Source organism: Mesorhizobium sp. Pch-S (genome assembly GCF_004136315.1).
Lineage (GTDB): Bacteria > Pseudomonadota > Alphaproteobacteria > Rhizobiales > Rhizobiaceae > Mesorhizobium.
Genome location: NZ_CP029562.1, coordinates 3,478,226 through 3,502,922 on the forward strand (window position 1 = coordinate 3,478,226; position 24,697 = coordinate 3,502,922).

The following is a 24,697-nucleotide window of genomic DNA, read 5'->3' on the forward strand; positions in this document are numbered from 1 at the left end:
ATCGAAAACGCAACGCTGCATTCCGTATTCGTCCCGACATGCCAGCCTCGGCCGGCCTGGTCAAAACTGCCGCTCGTTCCTCGCCACACCGTGGCTGTGGGCCGAGAGAGACCCTTTACGTGACATGAGACTGTAACACACCCTGCCTAAAGGACGGCATCGGGGCCGCGACAGTGCGTGAATGCGAGGGTGAGGTATTGAGGCTGGGTGCGCTTGTCGCCACGCAGATCCGGAGCGTCGGGCTGGGCCATGCTTGCGTTTTGATTGGCTTGGGCCTGATGACAACCTTCAGCTCAGCCTTCGCGCAGAGTGAGCGCATCAGCTTCAACATTCCAGCACAGCCTCTGGCGAGTGCGCTCTTTCAGTTCGCGGAAACCACAGGGATGACGGCGTTGATCGATGGTCAACTGGCACAGGGGTTGAAGTCGTCCCCTGTCAAAGGACGACTCTCGCCGCAAGATGCATTGCGGATACTCCTTGCCGGAACGGCTCTTTCCATCCGCTACGCTGGAACGAATGCCTTTACCTTGACCCCCACGATGTCGGAGCAGAGCCGTGATGGCGCGGCGGCGCGAAACGCACGCCATCCCGATCACGGTGACTATTTTTCCCAGGTGCAGAGCGTTCTCGAGCGCACGCTCTGCCGCAACGGCGGTCTCGGGTCGTATCGAGCGGCTTTTCAGATATGGGTCGGAGAAGGCGGCTCGGTTCAGGCATTGCATTTTCTGAGTTCGACCGGCGATGAAACGCGGGATACGACGATCGCGGCAGCCTTGGGGAGCGCCAGCATCGCACCGCCGCCACGAGACTTGCCACAGCCGCTCACCATCATCTTGCGACCGAAGGCTTCAGCACCGGACTGCACCAAACTGTCTGGGCTGCGTCCGTGACGGAAACGCCAAGCGCCAGCATGCGCGCCACTCTTGAAGCCGGCTACCGAAAACTCAGGGAGCGTCTCCGCCGCCGGCTTGGTTCGGATGCACTGGCAACGGAAGCCCTGCATGAAACCTGGCTTCGCATCGGGCGGATGGGTGACGTCGGGCTGGTGCGACGTCCGGAATCCTATCTCTTCCGCATGGCGCTCAATGTCGCGGCGGATCGCAGGCAGACCGAAAGCCGGAAGCTGAGCGCGGCCGAAATCGAGACCCTGCGGCATATGCTGGACCATGCACTCGATCCCCAGCGTATCGCCGAGGCCCGATCGGAAATCGCAATGCTGGAAGATGCGTTGAATGAATTGACGCCGCGCCGCAAGGCGATCTTTCTGCTCGCCCGGGTGAACGAAATGAAGCATGAGGACATTGCGAAGCGATTTGGGATTTCAGCGCGAATGGTGGAAAAGGAACTGCTCCACGCGCTGAGCCACTGTTCCGAACGTCTGGGCAGAAAAGTGATCCGCAGGTTCGGTCCCGGCGCACAGAAACAGTCTTAAGGGTTGGGATGGGCGAAGGTGATGCGGCCATAGCGATGGATGCCCAAGACGAGATGCTGCAACGCGAAGCACAGGAATGGCTGCTCCGTCTGACGTCGGGTAACGTGACCGTTGCCGACGCCGAAGCGCTCAAGCGCTGGTGTGCACGCAGCAAGACACACGCCCAAGCCTTCGCCGAAGCCAGTCTGCTGTGGGAGAACCTCGGCACGGCGGCGCGTCGCCTGCCGGACCCGAACGTGTTGGGACATGGCCGTCGCAGCCACGCGGCCACAATGGGAAGGCGCGCTTTCCTGGGGGGCAGCATGGCGGCATCGGTCGCCATGGCCGGTTATCTTGCGATGCGTCCTCCCCTGGATCTGTGGCCATCGGTCGAGGAACTCGCCGCCGACTACCGCACCAGGACCGGAGAGCAGCGGCGCATATCGGTTGCGAATGGCGTCGTCGTCGACCTGAACACGGGCAGCAGCCTCAACGTTCGCCGGGAAGGCAACGAAGAGCGGCTCGAACTCGTCTCCGGAGAGGCCGCGATCGCAACGACGCAGCAGCTGCCCGTGCGTTTGACGATCGAGGCCGCCGGCGGGCAGATCCATGCAACCGAAGCCCAGTTCAATCTTCGATGCAACGGATCGCGGGCAATCGTGACGTGTCATCGCGGCTCGGTCGGCGTCGACTATTCTGGGCGATCACTCAGCCTGCGCGAGGGAGAGCAGATCTCCTATGCGAATGGCACGCTGGATGTCGCAACCTCCGTCGATCCCGCCGTGGTGATGGCATGGCGGGAAGGCCAGCTCGTATTCCGGCAGACGCCGCTGTCTCAGGTGGTGGAAGAGGTCAACCGATACAGATCGGGGCGCATTGTCCTGGTGAACGAAGAACTCGGCCGGCGCCTTGTCGAAGCCCGCGTCCGTCTCGATCGTATCGATGATCTGATCGGCCTGGTTCGTGAAGCCTACGGCGCGCAGGTGACATCGCTGCCTGGTGGGATCGTGGTTCTTTCCTAGGGCGACTCCGGGAAAGCAGCGTCGCGGTTTTTCGTTCGGAATTGCGAAAGACAAAAGCTGGGGCGTTGCCGTGAAAACGGGAGTGCTCCGGGGTGCTTTGTTCCAGGAGACGGGCGGTCATTCCATGAAATTTTTGTGACATGGTTCAGTCCATCATGCCTTCAACCGGTCTAGGGGGCACGAACGGACGAAGCGTGGACGCATTCGTGAATTGTCTGGATGGAGGCTTCGGCAACCGTCCCTCAGGCAGCTGCGGCAGTGCATTCCTTTTGCCGGCTCACATTTGTGCGTTCGCAGAAAGTCTCCGATTGATTTCAGTTGACAGTTCAAGGTGAACCATGGCGTCGAGCAACACGAAAACGCGCTCTCTCTCGGTCTTGCTTGCAACCGTGAGTGCTGCAGCGCTCTTTGCTGCGACGCCAGGCAGCCATGCCCTCGAGCTTGGCGGCGGTACTGCGCCAGCGCCGTCGGCGGCAGCGCTTGCTGCTGCGCAGTCGGGGTCGCAGGAAGCGGCGCGCGCGGCGCGCGAGAACTCCAACGCGCTGAAACGGGCGACGCTGTCCATCCAGACCATGCAGGCGAGCCAGGGCGCCGCCCGTGACGCCGCTCGCGCCGCGCTGCAGGCGATGCCGCAGGTCGTGCCCAACGGCCTGCGTCCCGGCGGCCTGCAGATCGGCACCGGCGTCGTCGGTTCCAACGGTAGCGTGAACCGGGAACTGTGGAAGGGCGCCGACCTGCCGACCGAATTCACCGATGGCGACCGCATCAAGGTCGCCGTCAAGCAGAACGAGCAGAAGGCGATCCTCACCTGGGATACCTTCAACGTTGGCGGCCAGACCGACCTTACGTTCCAGCAGCAGGCTGGAAACTGGGTGGCGCTCAACCGCGTGCTGGGCACCGATGCGAAGCCCAGCCAGATCCTCGGCTCCATCAATGCCAATGGCCAGGTCCTGGTCATCAACCAGAACGGCATCGTCTTCGGCGGCACCAGCCAGGTCAATGTCGGGGCGCTGATCGCCTCGACGGCAAAGATCGATACGCAGAAGTTCCTCGACAGCGGCATCTATTCGTCAGGCAGCGGCAGGAACTGGGTACCGAGCTTCACCGATGCGGCAGCGCTGCTGGGCAAGACCCCCGGCGGCGGCGTGGTCAAGGTCGAGGCTGGCGCGCGGATCACCACCCGTGCGCCGGCCTCGGTGACGGCGGGCGGCGGCTTCGTGCTCTTGATGGGCGGCGCGGTCGACAATGCCGGCGCCATCACCACGCCCAACGGCCAGACCCAGCTTGCCGCCGGCGATGACTTCGTGCTGCGCCGCGGCTACGGCACCGACGCGAACCTCGCCTCGACGACGCGTGGCAACGAGATCGCACCGCTCTTCAAGGCGGGCAGCAGCGCCGGGCTGGTGCGCAATGCCGGCATCATCTTCAGCCCGCAGGGTGACATCACGCTGGCCGGCCGCACCGTCGAGCAGAACGGCATCCTGGTTGCCTCGACCTCGGTCAACACCCGCGGCACCATTCATCTCCTGAACTCCGCGACCGACAAGGCCGGCAGCGTGACGCTCGGCGCCGGCAGCGTCACCACCATCATCCCGGAGCTGGAGAGCAAGGAGACGGCGCTCAACTCGCAGCGCGATGCGCTGATCAAGGCGTCCGCCGGCGCCAACGCCCAGCGCAGCCAGTCGGCCAGCGGCTCTTTCGACAACCTGTCGCTGCTTGCCGACCGGCTCGACCAGTCGCGCATCGAGATCGTCAGCGGCGGCAATGTGGTCTTCCAAGGCGGGGCCGCCGGTTCGCTGACCATTGCCCAGGGCGGCCAGACGGCGGTATCGGCGGGCGGACGCATCGTCACCGAGGGCGGTGCCACGATCGACGTGTCGGGCGTGCGTGATGTCGTGCTGGCGATGGCGACCAACAATCTGAAGGTCAACATCCAGGGCAACGAGCTGCGTGACAGCCCGGCCAACCGCGACAAGAACGATCTGAAGAACAAGGATGTGTGGGTCGACATCCGCGACCTGATCTATGTGCCGGCGGGCACCGGCGGCTATGACGCCAACCGCTATTACACATCCGGCGGCTTGCTCGAGGTCGGCGGCTATCTCGCCAACACCGCCCATTCGATCGGCGAATGGTCGACGGTCGGCGGCACGATCACGCTGTCGGCGCCGGAAGTCGTCGCGCAGCAAGGTTCCATCTTCGACATCTCCGGTGGCTCGCTCAAATATGAAAGCGGGGCGATCCGCACGACGAACTTCCTGGGCCGCGACGGGCGTCTCTACAACATCGACAATGCGCGCGCCGACATGATGTTCTACGGGCTCGGGCAGGGCCATGTGCGCGAGCACGCACGCTGGGGCTTCACCGAAGTGTGGACGGGACCGTTCGGGCGGGGCCGCGAGCATGTGAGCTGGGAGGCCGGCTACACGGTTGGCCGCGACGCCGGCCAGCTGGTGCTGTCGGCGCCGACGGCGGTGTTCGAGGGCAACATCCTGGCCGATGTCGTCACCGGCACGCGCCAGCGGCAGGCGCGCCCGGACGGCACCACCGACGGCTACAAGCTCGGGCAGACGCAGGTGGCCAAGGCGGGCCAGCTGCTTGTCGGCAGCTACGGGGCGCAGGGTCGGCTCGACGCGCACAACTCCGCGATCGTCATCGGCGACATCACCGGCATCACGAAGGGGCTCGACACCAGCGCCGCGCTGCCATCCACGCGCAACGGCACCTTGTGGTTCGATGCCGGACATCTCAACGCGCAGAAGCTGGGCGGGCTCGACCTTGCCACGCGCGGCAAGATCAGCATCGAGCGTGACCTCACGCTCGCCGATGGCGGCTCCCTCAACCTCGTCGCGCCTGTCGTCGACTTCAAGGCCAACGTCACCGCCAAAAGCGGAAGCGTCAGCGCAACGAACGTGTTTCGCTCGCCCGCGGTCGGCGCCGTCCCTGTTATCTTGACTTCCGCCAACACTGCGCGGGTCACGCTGCATGCCGGCGCCAGGCTCGATCTCACCGGCCACTGGTCGAACCTTCTCCTCGACCCCAAGGATCTTTCGAAGCTCGCTTATGTCGACGGCGGTAAGGTGCAGTTCGAATCCAGTCATGACGTCGTCCTCGCCGGGGGAAGCCGGATCGACGTCTCCTCGGGTGCTGCCTTGCTCGCCAATGCCAAGACCCAGGGCGGAAAGGGCGGCGACGTTTCGCTCATCGCGGGCTCGGAGCAGGGGAGCAACACCACGGGCCGGTTGCGCCTCGACGGCGAACTCGCAGCATTCGGTGTAAACGGCGGCGGCAAGCTGGCGGTGACCTCCGGCGGCAAGGTGCTGATCGGTGCCAAAACGCCGGTCGAAGGCGCGCTCAATCTGTCTGCCGGCCGTTTTCAAAGTGGCTTCTCCGCCTATGACATCAATGGCCAGGACGGGCTGATCGTCGCGGAGGGGGCAACCATCGACGTTACAATGCCGGTCTATCGGCTCGCCGAGAAGAGCAGAACGGCGTCGGGCAGCAGCGATCCGGCCGGTGTCCTGGAATTGTGGACACCTCCAGTCTACCGGGAAGACCCACGCGCCAGCCGCCTGGTCCAGCGCGGCAGGGCCGATCTGACGCTGCGTTCGCAGCGATCGTATCAGGGCGGCGGTGTCGAGATCGGCAAGGGCGCGACTGTCTCGGTCGATCCGGGTGCGGAAATCAGGATCGCTGCGCCCGGCCAGATGACGGTCGAAGGGCGATTGAACGCCTGGGGTGGCCGTATCACCTTCGACGTGGTCCGTTCCGACATAGCGCCATACGATCCCACGGCGCATAACCGCTCGATCTGGATCGGCGAACAGGCCGTTCTCGACGTGGCGGGGCGCGGCGCGAGCGCTGTCGATGGGCGCGGCTATCGCTATGGGCTGGCGCAGGCGGGCGGCACGATCCAGTTGGGCAGCGTGCTCGACTGGGAAAGCGGTGAGCCGGTGATCCGTCGTCCGCCCGGCCTGCATGTCGTGATCCGCCCCGGTGCGATGCTCGACGCCTCGGGCAGCAGCGTGGTGCTCGACCTGCCGGGGGCGAACGGCGCCTGGCAGCCGGTGAAGGTGGCAAGCAACGGCGGCACCATCGTGATGGGCTCTGCCAACTCCTTGTTCATCGACGGCACGCTGCGCGCTGCGGCGGGCGGCGAAGGGGCCGCGGGTGGCACGTTGGCGCTGACCTTCCAATTCGGCCTCTACCAGAAAGGGCAGCCGACCGCAGAGGTGCTGACGCCCCGCTCGCTGGTGCTGACCCGCAACACAAGCGGGGACCGGCTGGGCAAAGGCGCGAAACCGAGCGACAAGCTGGCTTACGGCACCGCCTATCTGGGCGTGGACCAAATCGAAGCGGGCGGGTTCGACAATCTCTCGATTTTCGCCACGATGCGCACACCGGACGACCTGACGCTGAACATGAGGCAGAGCCTGCGTCTCTGGTCGCCGCTGGGGGTCGCGGCCGACGCGGCCGGCGGGCGCACCGTCAGCCTGTCGGCGCCCTATGTCAAGCTGGGCCAGGCCGTCTATGGACCCAACGGCAACACCGAATTGATAGGAGCGCAGCCTGTCCCGACCTCGCCCACGCGCAATGATACATTGCGGATCAGCGCGAGCCATATCGATGTTCATGGTCGCAACGAATTCGTGGGCTTCGGCGACGTCGCGCTGAGCAGCCGTGGCGACATCCGCCTGCTTTCGACCCCTACGACGGTAGGGTCCGGACGGACCACATTGTTTGCACCCCGCCTGATGACGGTGACGGCCGCGCAGATCTATGCGGGAACCGGCGCGGATGGCTATCTCGGCGTGGGCGATACCAATGGCGGTGGCGTTCAGGTCTCATCGCGACCGGACGACCGTCTCATCATCCGGTCCTGGGGTGGGCCGGCCCCGGATATGCCTTTCTCTGTGGCGGGAAAGCTGACCATCGCCGCCGGCTTGATCGAGCAAGGCGGCGTGCTGCGCGCGCCGCTCGGCACGATCATAGTCGGCGACGTCTACAGCAATCCGGTGGTGCGCTTTCTCGGCGGCAGCGTGACGTCGGTCAGCGGTGCAGGGCTGGTGATGCCTTATGGCGGCACCATCGATGGCATCAAATATGAATATGCCGGCGCTGATCTTGCCGTTCCGGGGATTGGCGGGACGAATGTTTCGAGCGAGCGCAACCTCACGATCGCCGGCAAGCAGGTCGTGGTCGAAGCGGGCGCGGTTCTCGACATGTCCGGCGGCGGCGACCTCCGGGGCGCGGGCTTCGTCAGCGGGCGTGGCGGATCGGTCAACATTCTCGCCGCCGCCCTGGTTGACTCCAACCCGGCCTTCGGTTTCAGCCGGTCGAGAAATCGGGTTTATGCGCTCGTGCCGGGCTATGCCGGCGGCTATGCTCCGGTCGGGTCTGAAATGGGCGCGGGCGCACCAGCGGCCGGGCAGCAGGTGACGATCCCCAATGGCGTTCCAGGGTTGCCCGCTGGCACCTACACGCTGATGCCTTCCAACTATGCGCTGCTGCCGGGTGCATTCCGCGTCGAGATCGGCGAGGTCGCCGCGGCCGGACTGGCAGGGGTGACACCGGTTGGCAGCGGCTCCTTTGTGGCGCCGGGCTATCTGGGGACGGTCAACACCAGCCATCGCTCGGCGCAGGCCAGCCAGTTGATCATCACGCCCGCGGACGCGGTGCGCCGGCACAGCGGCTATAACGAGACCAGCTACAACGACTTCATTCTGGCCGATGCCGCGCGACGCAACCTCCCGCGAGGCATGCTGACGATCGATGCCCGAGCGTTGCGGTTGAAATTCAGTGACGGCGCGGGGCTGGACGGCAAAAAGGCGTTGCTGTTCGACGGCGCCGCGCTGTTCAATCCAGCCAAGGACAGCAAGGGCTTCGGCGGCATACTGACGGTATCTGGCAAGGGCTTCGGCGGGTCCACGCTCCAGATCCTGGCGGATGGCCAGGCGCCGCTGAAAAATCTGGCCGGCATGGCGATCGAGGCGAGCCAGCTCAACGCCTTCGGTGCCAACCGCATGGTGCTCGGCGGCACGCTGGGCGGCAATGGACAGACTGAAGTTGCGATCGCTGGCGATGTGGGAGGCGTGATCCTGCGCAGCGGCGCGATCCTGCGCGCGCCGGAAGTGGTGCTGACTGCGGACGGCGGAGGCCTGGGCGTTCTGATGGAGCAAGGCGCGACCATCAGCACCATCGGCCTCGGCAGGCCGGGCTTCTCTTCTGATGAAGGCTATTTCTTCCGCACGTCGACAAGCGCGTTCGTCGTCTCGAACGGCTGGGTCAACCTGCTGGCCGCGATTGGCGAGAAGAAGCCGACGATCGACATTGGCGGCTGTGCCGCGGGCAATGTCTGCGTCGGTGACACGCGAATCCTGACCGAAGGCACGATCGGCGTGGCGACCAATGGCGCGTTCACCCTGCGCGATTCCGTCAGCTATGGTGCGCGTGATCTGGTGCTGGCCGTCTCCGCCGTGAACCTCGGCTCGGCCGAAGCGCTGGCGAAAGCGCGCGCGAGCGGGCAGCTTGCGCCGGGCATGGCGCTGAACCAGGGCCTGCTGACCAACCTGCTGGCCGGCAATACGGCGCAGGGCACGCCCGCGCTGCAATCGCTGGTGCTGAACGCCCGCGATGCCTTCAACATCTACGGATCGGTCACGCTCGATACGCTGGACATGAACGGCAAGTCGCGACTGAAGCGGCTGGTTTTCGGCGCGCCCGCCATCTACGGCTATGGCTCTGCGAGCGACGTGACGACGATCCGCACCGGGGAGTTCATCTGGGCGGGCACTGTCCCCGTCAATACGGAAACCACATATCGGCCTGGCGACGCAATCGCCGTTGCGCCGGGCGCGGCCATCCTCGACCGGCTGGGCGGTGGTACGCTCGACATCGTCGCGGAAACGATCCGCTTTGGCTATACGCCCAATTCGCAGCAGGTCCGGCTGGTGCCGACCGATCGCATCGCGCTGGGCTTCGATACCGTGAACCTCAAAGCGGGCAAGCTGATCTCCGCCGATGCCAACAACGGCACGCTGCATGTCTATCGCAAACAGACCGGCTACGCGGCCGACAAGGGCTGGAGCTATGCGGGTGGCGATCTCAATATCACGGCTCCGTTGCTGACCGGCGGTTTCGGCGGCAAGCTGGCCGTTCACGCGGGTGGCGCCATCGCCATCACGGGCAGCAGCGGCGGCGAGGTGCCCGCCATCAACCAGCTCGGCGCGGAACTGCGCTTCGTGGGCCAGTCCATCCGTCTTGATACGGCCGTCGTTCTGCCCAGCGGCAAGCTGGTGCTGGAGGCGGCGGGCGACGTGATGCTGGGCAACGGCGCGAAGATCGACCTTAGCGGGCGCGAGATCACCATTTTCGACGCGAAGCGTTACAGCTGGGCCGGCGATCTGCTGATGTCCAGCCGCGACGGAAATGTCAGCGCCGCAGCGGGATCGGTGATCGACATTTCGGCGGCCTACAACCGTGGCGGCAGCATCAGTGCGACCGCCTTGGGCGAAGGCGCGGGCCGGGTGGACCTTCTCGGCACGATCCGGGGCAAGGCCAGCGGCGTTTATGATGCTGGCGGGACGCTGGTGCCTTATGATGCCGGCCAGCTCACCGTGCGGGCGCAGACGCTTACGGACTTTGCCGGCCTCAACGAACGGCTGAACAAAGGCGAGCTGTTTGGTGCGCGGCGCTTCCAGGTCAAACAGGGCGACCTTGTCGTGGGCGACGAGGTGAAGGCGCGCGAAGTGCAGATCGTGCTCGATGGCGGCGACCTGACCGTCAATGGCAGGATCGACGCGAGCGGTTATCAGGTTGGCGCCATCCGGCTGGCGGCGAAGGGCAACCTCACCATCAACGGCACGCTGGACGCCCATGCCAGCGGCATCCGGCTGGACAGCTATGGCAAGCCCATCGATGCGGCCAATCGCGCCGTGGTGGAACTGACCACCCGCAAAGGCACGCTGGCGCTGCGCGACGGCGCGGTGGTGGACCTGCGCGCGGGCACGGGGTCGATCTTCGCGGACAATGTCGCGCGTGGCACGCTGGACCTCATAGCCCCGCGCGTCGGCACCAATGACGTCGCGGTAGATGCGCGTGGCACGGTGGACGTGCGGGGCGCCAGGACCGTTGCCGTCTATGGAATGCGCAGTTACGACGATGCGCCGCTGGCTGCACTGCCGGACGTGTCCGGCACCCGCCCGCAGCTCATCACCCAGGCCTATCTTGACGGAATTGATGACGATAGCCGGGCCTTCATGGATGCAGCACTTGTCAATCCGTCATTGACCGCGCGGCTGTCGGGGTTGTCCGGCCACCGCCTGCGCCCCGGCGTCGAGATCACCAGCAATGCGACCACCAACCCAGGCGGCAACCTGACAGTGGCGGGCGATATCGACCTTTCCGGCTATCGTTATGGTCCGAACGCAAGCCGGCTCGATCCGGCACGGCGCGGCTTTGGTGAACCGGGCATGCTGGCAATGCGCGCGGCTGGCAATCTGAATGTTCATGGCAGCATCAACGATGGCTTCGCTCCACCCGCCACTACGCCCGATGACAAGGGCTGGCTGCTGACCGAGGGACGCGAAAGCTATTATTTCAACGGCCATACGCCTTTCGGCGGTGACATCGTGGTGCCGATCGACGGCGTGGTGCTCGATGTCGGCACTGTCTTCCCGGCCGGTGCGGTGCTGAACTACGACATCACGGTGCGCGCGGTGACCCTACCCGAGGGCAGCACCGTCCCGGTGGAGGTGTCGCTGACCGGCAAGCTGACCCTGCCGGCAGGGCTCGTGCTTTCCGCCGACGTCAAAACGGCGGACGGCAGGCTCTACAAGGCGGGCACAGTGCTGGCTGAAACGCTGACGCTGGATAGCGGTTCGAAACTGGGTGCGGGCTTCCAGCTTCGCAGTGATGTTGCGGTCGGTTCGTTCACCCTGCCCAAGGGCACGAAACTCCCAACGGCGCTTACAACCAATGGTCAGATCACGCTTGCGCGCGGATCGCTGATCCCGTCGATGACCAAGGTGGAGCTTGTCGGCGACAAACCTGTCAATCTGCGCCCGGTCGATGCCGACGGGCGCCAGGGCCGCAACTGGGCGATGGCGCCGATGCTGCCCGAAGGCACGACGAGCTGGGATCTGACAGCGGTGGCGGGGGCCGATCTCGGCTCTTCCGACATGCGGGCGCAGAACGCGCTGGGCACTGGAGACATCGTGCTGGCGGATACCCACTACGGCTCGATCGGCAAGGTCAACATCCGTTTTGAAGGTGGCTCAGGGCCAGGCGGTGGCATCTCGTTGACGCCCGCCGGCGCAGTGAAGGCGCTGGGCGATGCCAGCTTCGCCAATCTCAACGCGGAAGACCTGAACGCTTTGATGAAGTCCAAGTTGGGTGCAAGCTTCGAGGATTACTGGGGTATGTCCCTCGCTGCTTATTGCGCGCTGGAGCCCGGTGCCTGTGTCATGAAGGAGCCGAGCGACGGCAAGACATGGTCCTTCAATGCCGAGGGATCGTTGGCATTTTTCGGGGAGGAGACGCTTGCCGGCAAGACACAGGCGGAAGTCGACGCCTGGATGCAGGAAAATTGGGGCATGTCCTGGGAATATGTCTTCAACAAACAATCCCTGGCGGATGTCTGCAAAAGCAGCGGCAATGAAACTTTCTGCAGCGGCAAGCTGGACAAGCCCGTGCTCACCGCAGATGGCGCGCTCGGCTGGATCGGCGATAAACGCTTCGCCGGGTTGACCGCAGCGGCGCTGGATGCTGCGCTGGTGGATGCATATGGCAGTACCTTCCAGCAACTCACCGGCAGTACTCTGCCCGATTTCTGCGAGGCCAATCCCACCCAGTGCCAGGCCGCCGGGTTCGAGCCGCCGAAGGAAGTGCGCGACTATGTCTATTCCTTCGGTTCGCCCGCCTTCAGCGTGCTGCGGACGGGCACGGGCAACCTTAGCCTCGTGGCCGGGCGCGACGTTGCGATGATGTCGCTCTACGGCGTCTATACCGCCGGTGAGCAGAGCAGCATCGCAGGCATAAACAACAGCCGCTTCAACCTGCCGCGTTCGGGCGAGAACGGCGCGGTGCTGGGCGATCTCCAGGGCGGCGGCCACTATGACGGCGTGCTGTCTGCCTGGCGGGCCTGGTATCCCGACCACGGCGGCAATCTGTTGGTTTCCGCCGGGCGTAACATCCTTGGCGACAGCATGGGCGAGGTTGCCGGTTCCGCCGTGCCGGACGACCGTCACACGGGGCTTCTCTCCAGCGTGGGCGTGGGCAACTGGCTGTGGCGCCAGGGCACCGGCACCACCGCGGGCGTGGACGCGGTCGATACCAGCTGGTGGATCAATTTCGGGGCCTATGTGCAGCCCTCGAATACGGACAAGTCGGCCCGCATGGCCGGTTTCACCGGCTTCGGCGCGCTGGGCGGCGGCAATGTGAAGATACAGGCCGCGGGCGATGCGGGCATCATCTCCGGCCGTGGCGAAGGGATGCGCCGCACGACCCAGCGGGCGGAACGCTCGCAGGGGCTGGTTGTGGCGGTGGGATCGACCGGCCGCGTCGTCGGCGGCGATCTGGTGCTGACCGGCGGTGGCGATCTCGACATCCGCATTGGCGGCTTGCTTAACCCGAACGCCTATGTCAGCCAGCAGGGGCCTTCCAGCGGCAATGGCGGATTGACGAAGGACAATCTGGACCTCAACGGCGTGTTTACAAACCTGCGCGGCACGCTGAAGCTGGCCGGCGGAGGAATGGGTGGGATGACCCCGACCTTCGGCGATGGCCTCGGCGTGCGGCCAAGCAATCCCTTTGCGATGGGCGGCGCACATGCAATCGCGGGGCCGGTGCTGATGCTCGGCGATTCGACCGCATGGCTGGACACACGCGGCGATCTGGTGCTTTCCGGCGCGGGCAATCCGGGTCTGGTGAGGCAGCCGGGCTCAGTCGCTCATACCAAAGGCGGCGTGGCGCTGGACGGCAAGGGGCAGGCCAGTTTCTCGCTCTGGACCCCGGCCACCGCGATCAACCTGTTGTCGGCGGGCGGCGATCTCGCCCCGGCCTCCTTCGGTGAAGGCAATGTGCTGGGCAGCAATCTGCTCGCCCCCTCGGTCCAGAGCGGCGGTGGCACGCGTTATTATCATTATTATCCCTCGATCCTGCGGGCGGTTGCGCCGGGCGGCGATATTCGCATCGCCGGTTCCCCGGTGGTTTACGAGCAGCGGTATGATGCCACGCTGTTGCTGGCGCCGTCGCCCACGGGTGCCCTGGAATTTCTGGCGGGCGGATCGATCCGTGCCGGCTCGACAAGCTATGCCATCAGCATGTCGGGCGCGGCGATGGAGGTGCTGGCGACACCGTTCAAGCCGGCCTTCGTCTTGAGCAACTGGAAATATGGAGAGACGGTCCTCACCAACCAGGCCAACAATGGCATAGACGGCCTGTTCGCGTTCGGTCCGAACACGGTGACCCGCGCATTGCATGGCAATGATCCTGACCCGGTGCGTTTCTACGCGGCGAACGGGGACATTACCGGCCTGCGGGTCGGCGCCACGGTGACCGGCTTCACCGGCAAAGGGCCGGACGGGAAAGACCGCGCGCCCGATGGCTACTGGTATGAAATGGCCAAGGCGGTGCGGCTTCGTGCCGGGACAGACATTCTCGGCGTCAATGTCACGGCCATGAACAACCATGCAACCGACATGTCGCTGGTGCAGGCGGGCCGCGATATCGTCTATGCCAATTTCGCCATCGCCGGCCCAGGCAATCTGGACGTGATCGCGGGCGGCCAGATACGGCAGGAAGATGCGGCCAGCATCTATAGTATCGGCGCCGTGGTTCCCGGTGATACCCGCCCCGGAGCCAGCCTGTCGTTGCAGGCGGGCATGACTGGCGCGAATTGGGAAACGGTGCGCGCTCGCTATCTCGGTTCGACCAATCTTGCTGACCCGGGCCTTCCGCTGGCCGACCCGAAAAATGCGGGAAAGGTCGTGAAGGTCTATGACAAGGAACTGGCTGCATGGCTCGTGGAACGCTTCGGCTTCACCGGCACGGGCGAAGAGGCGCTGACCTATTTCGATACCCTTGCACCTGAACAGCAGCGCATCTTCCTGCGACAGATCTACTATGCCGAGACCCGCGAAGGCGGCCGCGAATATAACGACACCGCTGGTCCGCGCTTCGGTTCCTACCTGCGCGGTCGCCAGATGATCGCGGCGCTGTTCCCGGACAAGGATGCGGATGGCAACACCATCACCCGCCGTGGCGACATCGTCATGTATGGCGGCTCTGGCATCCGTACCAACTTCGGGGGCGACATCCAGATGATGGCGCCGGGCGGGCAGATCGTCATCGGCGTCGAGGGCAAAGTGCCGCCGGCGAGCGCCGGGGTGATCACGCAGGGCTCGGGCAACATCCAGATGTACTCGAAGGGCTCGGTCCTGATCGGCCTGTCGCGTATCATAACAACCTTCGGTGGCGGCATTCTCGCCTGGTCTGGCGAGGGCGACATCAATGCCGGCCGCGGCGCCAAGACGACGGTTCTCTATACGCCGCCGAAGCGCGTCTACGACAACTACGGCGTTGTCACGCTATCGCCGAACATTCCGTCGGCGGGTGCCGGTATTGCGACGCTGAACCCGATCCCGGAAGTGAAACGCGGCGACGTCGACCTGGTTGCGCCGCTCGGCACCATTGATGCCGGTGAGGCAGGCATCCGGTTCTCCGGCAATGTGAACGTTGCCGCCTTGCACATCGTCAATGCGGCCAACATCCAGGGCCAGGGCACGATGACCGGCGTGCCGCAGGTCGTGGCACCGAACATAGGCGGCCTGACCGAAGCCGGGAACGTGGCCGGTGCGGCGTCGAAGGCTGCGGCCAATCCGGCCCAATCCGGAGCCAACGAGCAGCCGTCGATCATCATCGTCGAAGTGCTCGGTTTCGGCGGCGGAAGCGGTGGCGAGAAACCGGAAAAGGAGGAGGAGAAGAACGCCCGCGCAGCTACCCGCCAGCAGGGGCAGAGCCCCGATAGTCCTGTCCAGGTCGTCGGTGCGGGAACTCTCGATCGCGATGCGGCCAGTCGGCTAACGGATGAGGAGCGGAAGCGTCTCGTTCAGTAGCCGTGCAACAATGCATTCCAGACTGTGACGGGTGAACCTGGGCATTTGTCCTGCGGGAATTTCGCGTAGGACAAATGCCGTAATGTGCGGTTCGCTCAGTATCCTTGATGCTTCGGACATCCGGGCAGGCCCTGTCCACGATCATCGAGTTCCCGGGGTTGCGCTTTTCCGCAACCAAATCAAAACACAAACGACCCGTCTCGCGACGGGCCGTTTGTGTTTGAGCTACGCGGCGAGCGGCAGCCAGTGGCCGTTGCTATCTTCTTCCTAAAGACCTTCCAGGATGCGTTGCAGCGCGAGTTGGCCGGGATCGGCGAGGCCGATGCTCTTGTCGGCGAACATGCGGGCGCGGCCAAGTTTGTTTGGCTGGCCTTTGAAAGCCTCGACCGTGTCCTGTGCCGCCGTCACCGCTTTCGCGATCATTTCGCCGGAAGCTGCGCCGTCAGTCGCCCTGGCAATCGCATCGAGGCTGTCGAGCACGGTCTTGTCGCCAAGCGCACCCTTGCCGCGCGCCATCATGGCGTCGCGCGCAGCGGCGACCAAGGCTGGTAATTCGTTTGGTTCTATCGCCGTCCTGCCTTTGGTCGCCTTGGCGGCAGCCATGAAACCGGTCGCCACCAGTGTGCCGTAAGAAGAAGAGGAAACGCGCTGGAACGCCTTGGCGATCTCAAGTAGCGCCAAGCCAAAGTCGTCCGGCAACGCGGCATTCGCAGCTTCGGCAAACCCCTCTGAAACAGTGATGCCAAGGTCGCCGTCACCAAGCGCGCCATCGGCTGCACAAAGTTCGGCCGATGCCGCAACAGCTGCTGCCGAAACGCTTTGCAGAGCCGAGCTCAATACCTTGCTGTCTATCATTGCAGATCCCTCCCGAGCGGCTCGGAGCTGGTTAGACACGCCAGAAGGCGCAGTCAGCCGGCGCCCTCAGCAGACGTTCGAGCTCGTCATCCAGCTTGATGATGGTGATCGTGGCGCCGGTCATCTCCATCGAAGTGGCATAGCGGCCGACCAATGGCATGACGATCTCGACGCCGAGTGCATCGAGGCGCTTCCTGGCGTGGCGATAGAGGATATAGAGCTCTTCCGCAGGCGTCGCGCCGAGCGAGTTGACCAGGATCGAGATGCGATCACCCGCCGCAAGCGGCTGGTCGTCGACCAGGCGGTCGATCATCTCATCCGCGATGACGTCGGCCGTCCTGATCGCGGCACGCCAGATGCCGGGTTCGCCATGGATACCCATGCCCATTTCCATCTCACCCTCGCCGATCTCGAAAGTCGGCTTTCCAACCTGCGGAATGGTGCAAGGTGTCAACGCCATGCCGATCGAACGGCAGGCATCGGCGGCCTTCTGCGCGACACGTGTCACCTCGTCGAGGTCGGCACCGGCCTCGGCATGGGCGCCCGCCAGCTTGAAAGCATAGATCATGCCGGCGACGCCACGGCGCTTGGCCGCCTCGTCCTTTGGAGCAGAGACAACATCATCTGCCAGGACCACGGTGGTCGAGCGGATGTCGTGCTCGAGCTCCACCATTTCGCCGGCCATGTCGAAATTCATGACGTCGCCGCCATAGTTGCCGTAGAGGCGGAGCACGCCGGCACCACCGTCAGCCAACCGGATGGCTTCCGCCATCTGCTCGGCCGACGGGCTGGCGAAGACGTTGCCGATCGCGCATGCATCGAGCAGCCCCTTGCCGACATAACCGGTAAAGACGGGCAGGTGACCGGAGCCGCCGCCGGTGACGATGCCAACCTTGCCTGTCGTCGCCCCGCCCGCGCGGGCGATCACCCGGCGCGCTGGCTGGGCATAATATTCCGGATGGGCGGCCACCAGGCCTTCCAGCATTTCGTCGACATAGTCGGCGGGGTTGTTGAGGATTTTCTTCATCGCTGTTTCCTTCGGGATCATGCGCTGAGGGACCGCGAGATGCGCTCGCGATGGCGGGACAGGCGCTCAATGACGATCGGCAGGCCGGTGCCGACGATGATCAGGCCGCCAATGACCACCTTCTGCCAATATGACGGGACGCCTGCCATCAGCAGCGTCGTGTTGATCATGGTGATGACGAAGACACCGAGCAGGGTACCAGTCACCGTGCCGTAGCCGCCGGTGATGCGAGCGCCGCCGAGTACCACGGCGGCAATCACGTTGAGCTCCATGCCGACGAGATCGAACGGATTGGCCATGCGCGACAGCGTCACGTGGGTCATGCCCGCCAGGCCTGCTATCGCGCCGGCAAGGACGTAGATCATCACCTTGACGTGCCTGACCTTGATGCCGATGCGTTCAGCCGCCTCCTCCGAACCGCCGATCGCGTAGATCTTGCGTCCGAACAGGGTGAGGTTGATGAGGATGGCGACGACCGCCGCAACCCCGACCAGCACGAGGAACGAATAGGGTAGCGAGACCATCTGCCCGGCTGCATTCTCCATTCGAACCAGGACCTTTCGCGAGAAGGCGATGATTTCGCGCGGCACGGTCGTGATGTAGGTCGTGCCGAGGAAGGTCAGCAGCACGCCGCGGTAGAGGCTGAGCGTGCCCAGGGTCACGATCAGCGTCGGCAGGCCGAGAATGCCGATGAGCAATCCGTTGAACAGGCCGAGCATGGCGCCGATCAACGCGCTGAGGGCGAAGAAAGCGAAGATCGGCAGATCCACGTCCACACCGAGCACGATCTTCATCGTGGCATACATGGCGAAAGCGCCGATGGCCGTACAGGAGACATCGATGCCGCCCGATGCCAGCACCATCATCACGCCGAGCGCGAAGATGCCCGTTACCAGCGAGTTGCGCAGCAGATCGATCAGGGTCGCGACCGAAAAGAAGGCAGGATTGATGATGCCGAGCACCAGCGCGAAAACCAGCACCGTGATGAGCACAACGCCCTGCGGCGTTGCCAGAATCCGGGCCAGAATCCGGGAAAGAGGCTTGCTCATGCCCGGCCCTCCTTGATGACTTCGTTGTAGAGCCGGTCCTCATCGACATCGTTCGCGTCGAAGCGACCGGTGATTTTCCCGCGCACCATGACCAGGATCGTGTCGGACAGCGCGATCGCCTCGCTGATGTCGTCGGTCACGACCATGACGGCCGTGCCGGATCGGCTCAGCGCGACCAGCAATTCGTGGATTTCGCGTTTCGAACCGACATCGACGCCGACAGTCGGGCCGTTGAGGATCATCAGTTTCGGGTTGCGCTCCATCCAGCGCGCCAGAACCACCCGCTGCTGGTTGCCACCGGACAGGGTGGCGACGGAAGGCACTACGTCCGGGGTCTTGATGCGCAGTGCCTTGACCGCGTCACGCGCACGCTGAACAAGAGCACGCGCATCGATCAATCCTGCGCGCAGGTTCTTCTCCAGGCTGGAGACGACGATGTTGTCGCGAATGGTCTGGTTGAGGAACAAGCCTTCGGTCAGGCGATCTTCCGGAACATAGGCGATGCCGTGATCGATGGCGTCGCTTTCGCTGGCGAAAACAACCGGCCGCTCTCCGATCTCGATGCGTCCTTCATCCGCCGCCAGGGTGCCGAACAGCGTAAGCGCCAGCTCGGTACGACCCGAGCCGAGAAGACCGACGACGGAGACGATCTCGCCAGGCCTGAGATCGATGTCGACATCGGCATATTCGCCGCGCCGTCCGAGTTTCCGGGCGGAAAGAAAGGGTGACGCCGGCTCAGCCTGGGCCCGCGGCAGGCGCTGGCTGTCGATCGAGCGCCCGGTCATCGCTTCGACGAGGCTTGCGGCATCGAATTCCTGGATTGGCCCTTCGACCACGACGCGGCCGTCGCGCAGCACGGTGATGGTATCGCAGATCGCGAAGACTTCCTCGATCTTGTGGCTGACGAACAGGAAGGCGACGCCTTCATCCCGCAATGCGCCGACGATTTCCAGCAGGCGCGCAACCTCGCTGCGGGTGAGCGCCGTCGTCGGTTCGTCCATCACGATGATGCGCGCGTTGTTGGCAAGCGCACGGGCGATCGCCACCAACTGCTTGGAGGCGACCGGCAGTCGCTCGACCGGGGTATCGGGATCGATGTCGACGCGCATGCGCTTCAGCGTTTCGGTTGCAAGCGCGCGCCGTGCGCTGCGTCGATGCACCATGTCACGAGCCGTCACGGCGGCAAGAAACCCGATGTTTTCCCAGACCGTGAGGTTCGGGAACAGCGAGAAATCCTGATAGATCACCGAAAGGCCGGCTGAGATCGCCGCCTTGGCGTCATTGCCCTGCCGTCTGCCTGCGATGGTCACCGTGCCTGCATCGGCGCCGACGACGCCGGACAGGATCTTGATCAGTGTCGATTTGCCGGAGCCGTTCTCGCCGGCGAGGCAGCGAACCTCGCCCTCGGCGAGGGAAAGGCTCACATCTGCCAGGACGCGTACCGGACCATACGCCTTGCGTATGGCCCGCATCTCAAGCATGGCCGGTTTGTCTTTTGCTTCTGGTGTCATAGGGCCTCCGCCACGACCGCCGGGCGCAAGGCCCGGCGATAGCTGGCGTCATTGGGAGCAGAGGGTCAGAACTTGTATTCGCCCATGTTGTCCTTGGTCACGTCGACCCAGGCTTGGCCATAGATCACCTTCCCGGTGAGACGCACCTTGTTGTAGCCCTCGACGCCGAGATCCATGCCGTCGGTGACCTCCTTGCCTTCGATCGCCATGGCCGCGACCTTGTTCATGGCGATGCCTGCCTTGGCCGGATCCCAGAACGAGATCATGTTGATCTCGCCGCTCTCCAGATAAGGTCCGGCGACCGAGACGAGGCTGGTGCCGACGATCGAAACCTTGCCGGTCAATCCTGCTTCTTCCACCGCGAGGGCGGCGCCGACGACGTCTTCACCGGCCGACCCCTGGATACCCTTCAGGTTCGGATAGGTGCGCAGCAATTCCTTGGTCTTCTGGTAGGCGACCTGCTGCTGCTCGGTGCTTTCGATCTTGTCGGCGACCAGTTTCATCTTGGGGTACTTGGCTTTCTGGTAAGCGATCGCGGCGTCCACCCATTCGTTATGGGTCTTGGCGCTCAGATTGCCGACGAAAACCGCATACTCGCCTTCACCGCCCATTGCCTTGGCAAGCGCTTCCATGAGGTGTTCGCCATAAGCGGCATTGTCGAAAGCTTCGACGTCGTAGGTGACGTTCTTGAGGCTTGATGCCTCGTGGCCAACGACCTTGATGCCTTGGCCAAGCGCTTTGGCCAGGACCGGTTCCAGCGCCTCGGGCGAATTCGGCACCACGGTGATGGCGTCGACCTTCTTGGCAATCAGGTCTTCGATCATCTGCACCTGAAGTGCGGCATCGGCCGAAGCCGGGCCGACCTGCGAGGCATTTTGCCCGGTGTCCGCCGCATACTGCTTGACGCCTTCTTCCATGCGGTTGAACCAGGCGATGCCGGAGAGCTTCACCACCGTGACGATCGTATGCTTGGCATCCTGGGCATTGGAAGCCACCATGGCTCCTCCGAGCAGCATGGCGCCCAACGCCGCTCCCGCTGCCATTTTCTTGAAGTTGAAAGTCATAAGTCCTCCACCACTCTTCTTGTTTGCTCGTTGCAGCCCGTTGCGCAGGGCTGTTTCTACCTGCCGAGCCCCACCGTCAGATCCTTCGTCCTGGCGTAGAGCTCCCTGTAGGTCCGATAGCCGGATGCATAGACAGACCGGTTTCGCGCGTCCGGCTCGATTTCGCGCTCAACCGGATTCCAGTTCTGGATATCGCCGCGCCGGGCATCGCCCACGGCGACGGATGCGAGGAAGGCATTGCCAAGGGCCGCACCGATGGTCTTGGCGCATACAGTCTGTCGCCACCCGGTGACGTCGGAGATCGCCTGGGACCAGACACGGTTCTTGGTGCCGCCGCCGACTGCCGCAATGCGCTGCAGTGGCGCGCCGGCATTCCGGTACGTCTCGACAATGTCGTTGACGCCGTAGGCGATACCCTCAAGCAGGCCACGGTAGATGTCGGCACGCCGGTGGGTGAGATCCAGACCGAACACCATGCCCTTGGCATGGGGGTCGTGGATCGGCGTGCGCTCGCCCGAGAAATAGGGAAGGACCACAACGCCGTTTGCCCCAACCGGGGATGTCTCGGCTTCTTCAGCGAGCTGCCGCAGGGCGGACTGGGGATCGAGCTCGCGGGCGAACTGTTCCTGGAACCAGCGCGTCAGCGTGCCACTGGTCGAGGTGCCGGACATGCACGTATGCTGTCCCTCGAACAGCCATGGCGCGTACCACAGCCTCGGATCCTCGACCCGGCTGTCGGTGACGAGGATGATGAACATGGTCGAACCGTACATCATCATCATCTCACCGGCGCCGAGAACGCCGACGCTGACGGCTTCGGATGCCGCATCGATGGTTCCGGCAGTAACCGGTGTCCCGACCGCGAGACCCGTCGCCTCGGCGGCAGCCTGACTTACGGTCCCGGCGATATCGGTCGTCCAGAGCAGTTCCGGAAGGCGCTCGGGCGCGATGATGCGCTCGGCATAGCGATCATTCCATTGATGCGTGCGCACATCATAGAGCGGACTCGAGCTGCCGGCCGAATAGTGATCGATCACATAGCGACCGGTCAGCCGATGGATGAGAAAGGACGACGAGTTGAGGACCTTGTGGGTGCGTGCATAAAGATCGGGCCGGTTCTTCTTCAACCACAGGATCTTCGGTCCGACCGACTGTGATGTGAGTGAATTGCCGCCCGATCGGATCAGCTCTTCAAGACCGATCTCATTCGTGAGTTCCTCGATCTCGACTGCCGCGCGAGTGTCGACACCGTAGAGCACGGCGTTCATCAGCGGTTCGCCGTCGGCATCCACCGGCAGCATGCACGGACCAATGCCGCTGGTTCCGACCGAGCGGATATCGGCGGGGGCAACGCCGCTCGTTGCGATCAACTCCTTGCTGATCGAGCAGAATTCGAGCCACCAGTCGCGCACGGCGTCGTGCTCGGCCCAACCCGGACGCGGCACGAGCATCTTGTGCGGCCGCGTCGCGGTCGCGGCGATGACACCGTGACCGTCGACGAGGACGCCCTTGGACTCGTATGTCCCGATATCGATTCCAAGATAGTATGACATCAGGTGTAGAGATCGCGATCGAGGCTGAACTTGGAATCGATCCGCCGGATACCGGCGACCAGCAGCCTGGTCAGCCCTTCGAGGTCGCGCAGGTCGCACATTTCGAGCGCCGTATGGGTGTAGCGGCAAGGGAAGCAGAGATCGATGCAGGCGACCCCTTCGCCGACCAGCTGCACATAGGATGAATCGGTCAGCGCGCCGGTGTGTGCCGTGCGCTGCAGGTTGATGTCCTCGGCTTTCGCGGTCTCGTCGAAAAGACGCGGCAGAGCCGGGTGCGGGATCGTTCCGTTCAGCGTGCCGCGGCCGTGGAAGGAATAGAGAGCCATGGCAGGTCCCGCGCCCAACTCGACCTCGCCGCGATGCGCCATGTCAGGGGTGTCGGAGTTGAGCGCGAGATCCAGCTGGATCGCGATGTCGGGCTTGATTGCCTGGGCCGCGACCATTGCGCCGCGCAGGTTGAATTCCTCCAGAACGGCGAAGACGAAATGCACGGTCGGCCGGGCGTCGCTCCTGGCAAGCTGGCGTGCGACCTCCATGACGACGGCACACCCGGCGCGGTCGTCGACGGAGGTTCCGATCAGACGGTTTTCGTTGAGATGGATGACGCGTGGATCATAGACCACGGGCGTTCCGATCTCGATACCCAGGGCACGCACCGCGTCGGCATCCTGGGCGCCGACATCGATGAAGAGATCGGCATAGGGTGTGACCTTGTATTTCTCTTCGGCCGGCGTGGCGTGATGGCTCTTGTTGGCGATGACGCCGTGCACGTCCTTGCCCTCGCCAACGCAGAACAGAACCGCCTGCGCTGGCAGGGCTTTTTCCGGAATGCCGCCGAGACGCTCGATGCGGACCAGGCCGTTGGCTTCTATCTTGCGCACGATGAAGCCGAGCTGGTCGATATGAGCGAACAGCATCACCGAGGGTGCTGCTTCATCACCTTCCAGCGTGGCGATCAGATTGCCGAGTTTGTCCGTGCGCAGTTTCAGCGGCAGGTCGGCAAGCTCGCGGGCGATCAGGCGGCGCACGCGATCCTCATGGCCCGACAGGCCAGGAGTGAGCATCAGGGTTTCGAGCAGGGAGCGGAGACGCGCCTTCATGAGGGCTTGGCCTTTCGTTGGAACAGCGTGGCAAAACCGACCGATCCGGCAGCCGCGCGCAGTGACATGACGGCCACCAGAAGGCCGCCGAAGAAAAGATCGCGTGAGAACGCGCTGAAGGAGAGGCTGTTCAGCCCGCTCGAGATGAACTGCAGGCTGATCACCGCCAGCACCACGCCAGCGACGGTGCCGAAACCGCCCGCCGGGCTCACGCCGGCCAGGATGTTGATGAGGATCACCAGCAGCAGATAGGACGAGCCGTAGTCGGCATTGGCCGAGTTCACGCGGGCCAGCACGACAAGCCCGGCAAGTGCAGCGATGAAACCGGTGATGGCATAGATGCGGATCAGCAGTCCGCGTTCACGGATGCCGGCAAATCTGGCGGCGACCGGATTGGCACCGAAGAGCCGCAACCTCAGACCAACTGGCGTTCGTCTCAACAGGACGGAAAGCGCCAGCGCAACGAGGGCGAAGAGCAGCAGCGGCAGAGGCAGGATGCCGCCAATCGACCAGTTGCCGAAAGCCGTGTACCAATCCGGCAAACCGGTGATCGCCGGACCACGGGTGATGGCAATGCCGAAGCCGGCAAAGAGCTGCATCGTGCCAAGGGTGGCAAGGATCGGTGGTAGCCGCAGATAGGCAATCAGAAAGCCATTGAACGCGCCGCATGCCGTGCCCACGGCGAGTGCGGCGGGGATGGCAAGCCAGGCCAGTTCGGGCGCGGCTTTCATGATGACGGCAGCTGTGATGGCGGCAAGGTTCGCGGTGGCCACCACAGAGAGGTCGATGCCGCCTGATATCATCGTCGGCAGCACCGCCAGCGCCAGCAGCCCGAACTCGGGAAACTGGAAGCCCATCGAGTTCAGATTGGTCGCGGTCAGGAAGCTCGGGGAGGCCACGGCCAGCACGGCGAAGATCAGCACTGTCAGAACAGCGAGGCTCTTCAGGTAGCTGTTCGTCGTGTCTTGTCTGGCGTTCATGTTTCCTCCC

The 24,697-nt window shown here is 64.1% G+C and carries 12 protein-coding genes; 4 read left to right on the forward strand and 8 right to left on the reverse strand.

The features are described from left to right. Window positions 1–278: 278 nt before the first annotated feature. From C1M53_RS16300 to C1M53_RS16315, 4 genes are all read left to right on the forward strand, one after another. Window positions 279–890 carry a secretin and TonB N-terminal domain-containing protein gene (locus C1M53_RS16300; RefSeq protein ID WP_129413183.1) on the forward strand — a complete coding sequence of 204 codons (612 nt, stop codon included), beginning with the start codon at window positions 279–281 and terminating at the stop codon, window positions 888–890. A 20-nt stretch (window positions 891–910) separates the two neighbouring features. Next, complete coding sequence (locus C1M53_RS16305) at window positions 911–1,432, forward strand: sigma-70 family RNA polymerase sigma factor (RefSeq protein ID WP_129413184.1); 522 nt, start codon at window positions 911–913, stop codon at window positions 1,430–1,432. 8 nt (window positions 1,433–1,440) lie between these two features. Beyond that, window positions 1,441–2,433: a FecR domain-containing protein gene (locus tag C1M53_RS16310; protein WP_129413185.1), complete on the forward strand. Its 993-nt coding sequence runs from the start codon at window positions 1,441–1,443 to the stop codon at window positions 2,431–2,433. A gap of 338 nt (window positions 2,434–2,771) precedes the next feature. Beyond that, window positions 2,772–15,548: a filamentous haemagglutinin family protein gene (locus C1M53_RS16315; RefSeq protein ID WP_129413186.1), complete on the forward strand. Its 12,777-nt coding sequence runs from the start codon at window positions 2,772–2,774 to the stop codon at window positions 15,546–15,548. A gap of 267 nt (window positions 15,549–15,815) precedes the next feature. On the opposite strand, the gene C1M53_RS16320 is transcribed toward C1M53_RS16315, so the two are convergent. The 8 genes from C1M53_RS16320 to C1M53_RS16355 form a co-directional block, all read right to left on the reverse strand. After that, window positions 15,816–16,403, reverse strand: a complete 588-nt coding sequence (locus C1M53_RS16320; RefSeq protein ID WP_129413187.1) for a dihydroxyacetone kinase subunit L — start codon at window positions 16,401–16,403, stop codon at window positions 15,816–15,818. A gap of 31 nt (window positions 16,404–16,434) precedes the next feature. Continuing rightward, window positions 16,435–17,430 carry a dihydroxyacetone kinase subunit DhaK gene (locus C1M53_RS16325; protein WP_129413188.1) on the reverse strand — a complete coding sequence of 332 codons (996 nt, stop codon included), beginning with the start codon at window positions 17,428–17,430 and terminating at the stop codon, window positions 16,435–16,437. A gap of 17 nt (window positions 17,431–17,447) precedes the next feature. Beyond that, entirely contained in the window at window positions 17,448–18,479 is a 1,032-nt protein-coding gene (locus tag C1M53_RS16330) for an ABC transporter permease (RefSeq protein WP_165358161.1), read from the reverse strand. Then, the gene (locus C1M53_RS16335) at window positions 18,476–19,990 is read right to left on the reverse strand and encodes a sugar ABC transporter ATP-binding protein (RefSeq protein WP_129413189.1); all 1,515 of its coding nucleotides are present in this window, start codon (window positions 19,988–19,990) and stop codon (window positions 18,476–18,478) included. The genes C1M53_RS16330 and C1M53_RS16335 overlap by 4 nt, the downstream gene beginning before the upstream one ends. A 65-nt stretch (window positions 19,991–20,055) precedes the next feature. Then, a complete protein-coding gene (locus C1M53_RS16340) occupies window positions 20,056–21,054 on the reverse strand; it encodes an autoinducer 2 ABC transporter substrate-binding protein (RefSeq protein WP_129413190.1) in 999 nt (332 codons plus the stop codon). 56 nt (window positions 21,055–21,110) lie between these two features. Continuing rightward, complete coding sequence (locus C1M53_RS16345) at window positions 21,111–22,607, reverse strand: FGGY-family carbohydrate kinase (RefSeq protein ID WP_129413191.1); 1,497 nt, start codon at window positions 22,605–22,607, stop codon at window positions 21,111–21,113. Then, window positions 22,607–23,707, reverse strand: coding sequence for a M42 family metallopeptidase (locus C1M53_RS16350; protein ID WP_129413192.1), 1,101 nt, complete (start codon window positions 23,705–23,707; stop codon window positions 22,607–22,609). The genes C1M53_RS16345 and C1M53_RS16350 overlap by 1 nt, the downstream gene beginning before the upstream one ends. Then, window positions 23,704–24,687, reverse strand: a complete 984-nt coding sequence (locus C1M53_RS16355) for an ABC transporter permease (protein WP_129413193.1) — start codon at window positions 24,685–24,687, stop codon at window positions 23,704–23,706. Before C1M53_RS16355 ends, C1M53_RS16350 begins: the two co-directional genes overlap by 4 nt. Window positions 24,688–24,697 lie beyond the last annotated feature (10 nt).

Excerpts from the sequence above, each read along its gene's own strand:
- C1M53_RS16300 (WP_129413183.1), top strand. The coding sequence starts at position 279 with ATGACAACCTTCAGCTCAGCCTTCGCGCAGAGTGAGCGCATCAGCTTC.
- C1M53_RS16305 (WP_129413184.1), top strand. The coding sequence starts at position 911 with ATGCGCGCCACTCTTGAAGCCGGCTACCGAAAACTCAGGGAGCGTCTC.
- C1M53_RS16310 (WP_129413185.1), top strand. The coding sequence starts at position 1,441 with ATGGGCGAAGGTGATGCGGCCATAGCGATGGATGCCCAAGACGAGATG.
- C1M53_RS16315 (WP_129413186.1), top strand. The coding sequence starts at position 2,772 with ATGGCGTCGAGCAACACGAAAACGCGCTCTCTCTCGGTCTTGCTTGCA.
- C1M53_RS16320 (WP_129413187.1), bottom strand. The coding sequence starts at position 16,403 with ATGATAGACAGCAAGGTATTGAGCTCGGCTCTGCAAAGCGTTTCGGCA.
- C1M53_RS16325 (WP_129413188.1), bottom strand. The coding sequence starts at position 17,430 with ATGAAGAAAATCCTCAACAACCCCGCCGACTATGTCGACGAAATGCTG.
- C1M53_RS16330 (WP_165358161.1), bottom strand. The coding sequence starts at position 18,479 with ATGAGCAAGCCTCTTTCCCGGATTCTGGCCCGGATTCTGGCAACGCCG.
- C1M53_RS16335 (WP_129413189.1), bottom strand. The coding sequence starts at position 19,990 with ATGACACCAGAAGCAAAAGACAAACCGGCCATGCTTGAGATGCGGGCC.
- C1M53_RS16340 (WP_129413190.1), bottom strand. The coding sequence starts at position 21,054 with ATGACTTTCAACTTCAAGAAAATGGCAGCGGGAGCGGCGTTGGGCGCC.
- C1M53_RS16345 (WP_129413191.1), bottom strand. The coding sequence starts at position 22,607 with ATGTCATACTATCTTGGAATCGATATCGGGACATACGAGTCCAAGGGC.
- C1M53_RS16350 (WP_129413192.1), bottom strand. The coding sequence starts at position 23,707 with ATGAAGGCGCGTCTCCGCTCCCTGCTCGAAACCCTGATGCTCACTCCT.
- C1M53_RS16355 (WP_129413193.1), bottom strand. The coding sequence starts at position 24,687 with ATGAACGCCAGACAAGACACGACGAACAGCTACCTGAAGAGCCTCGCT.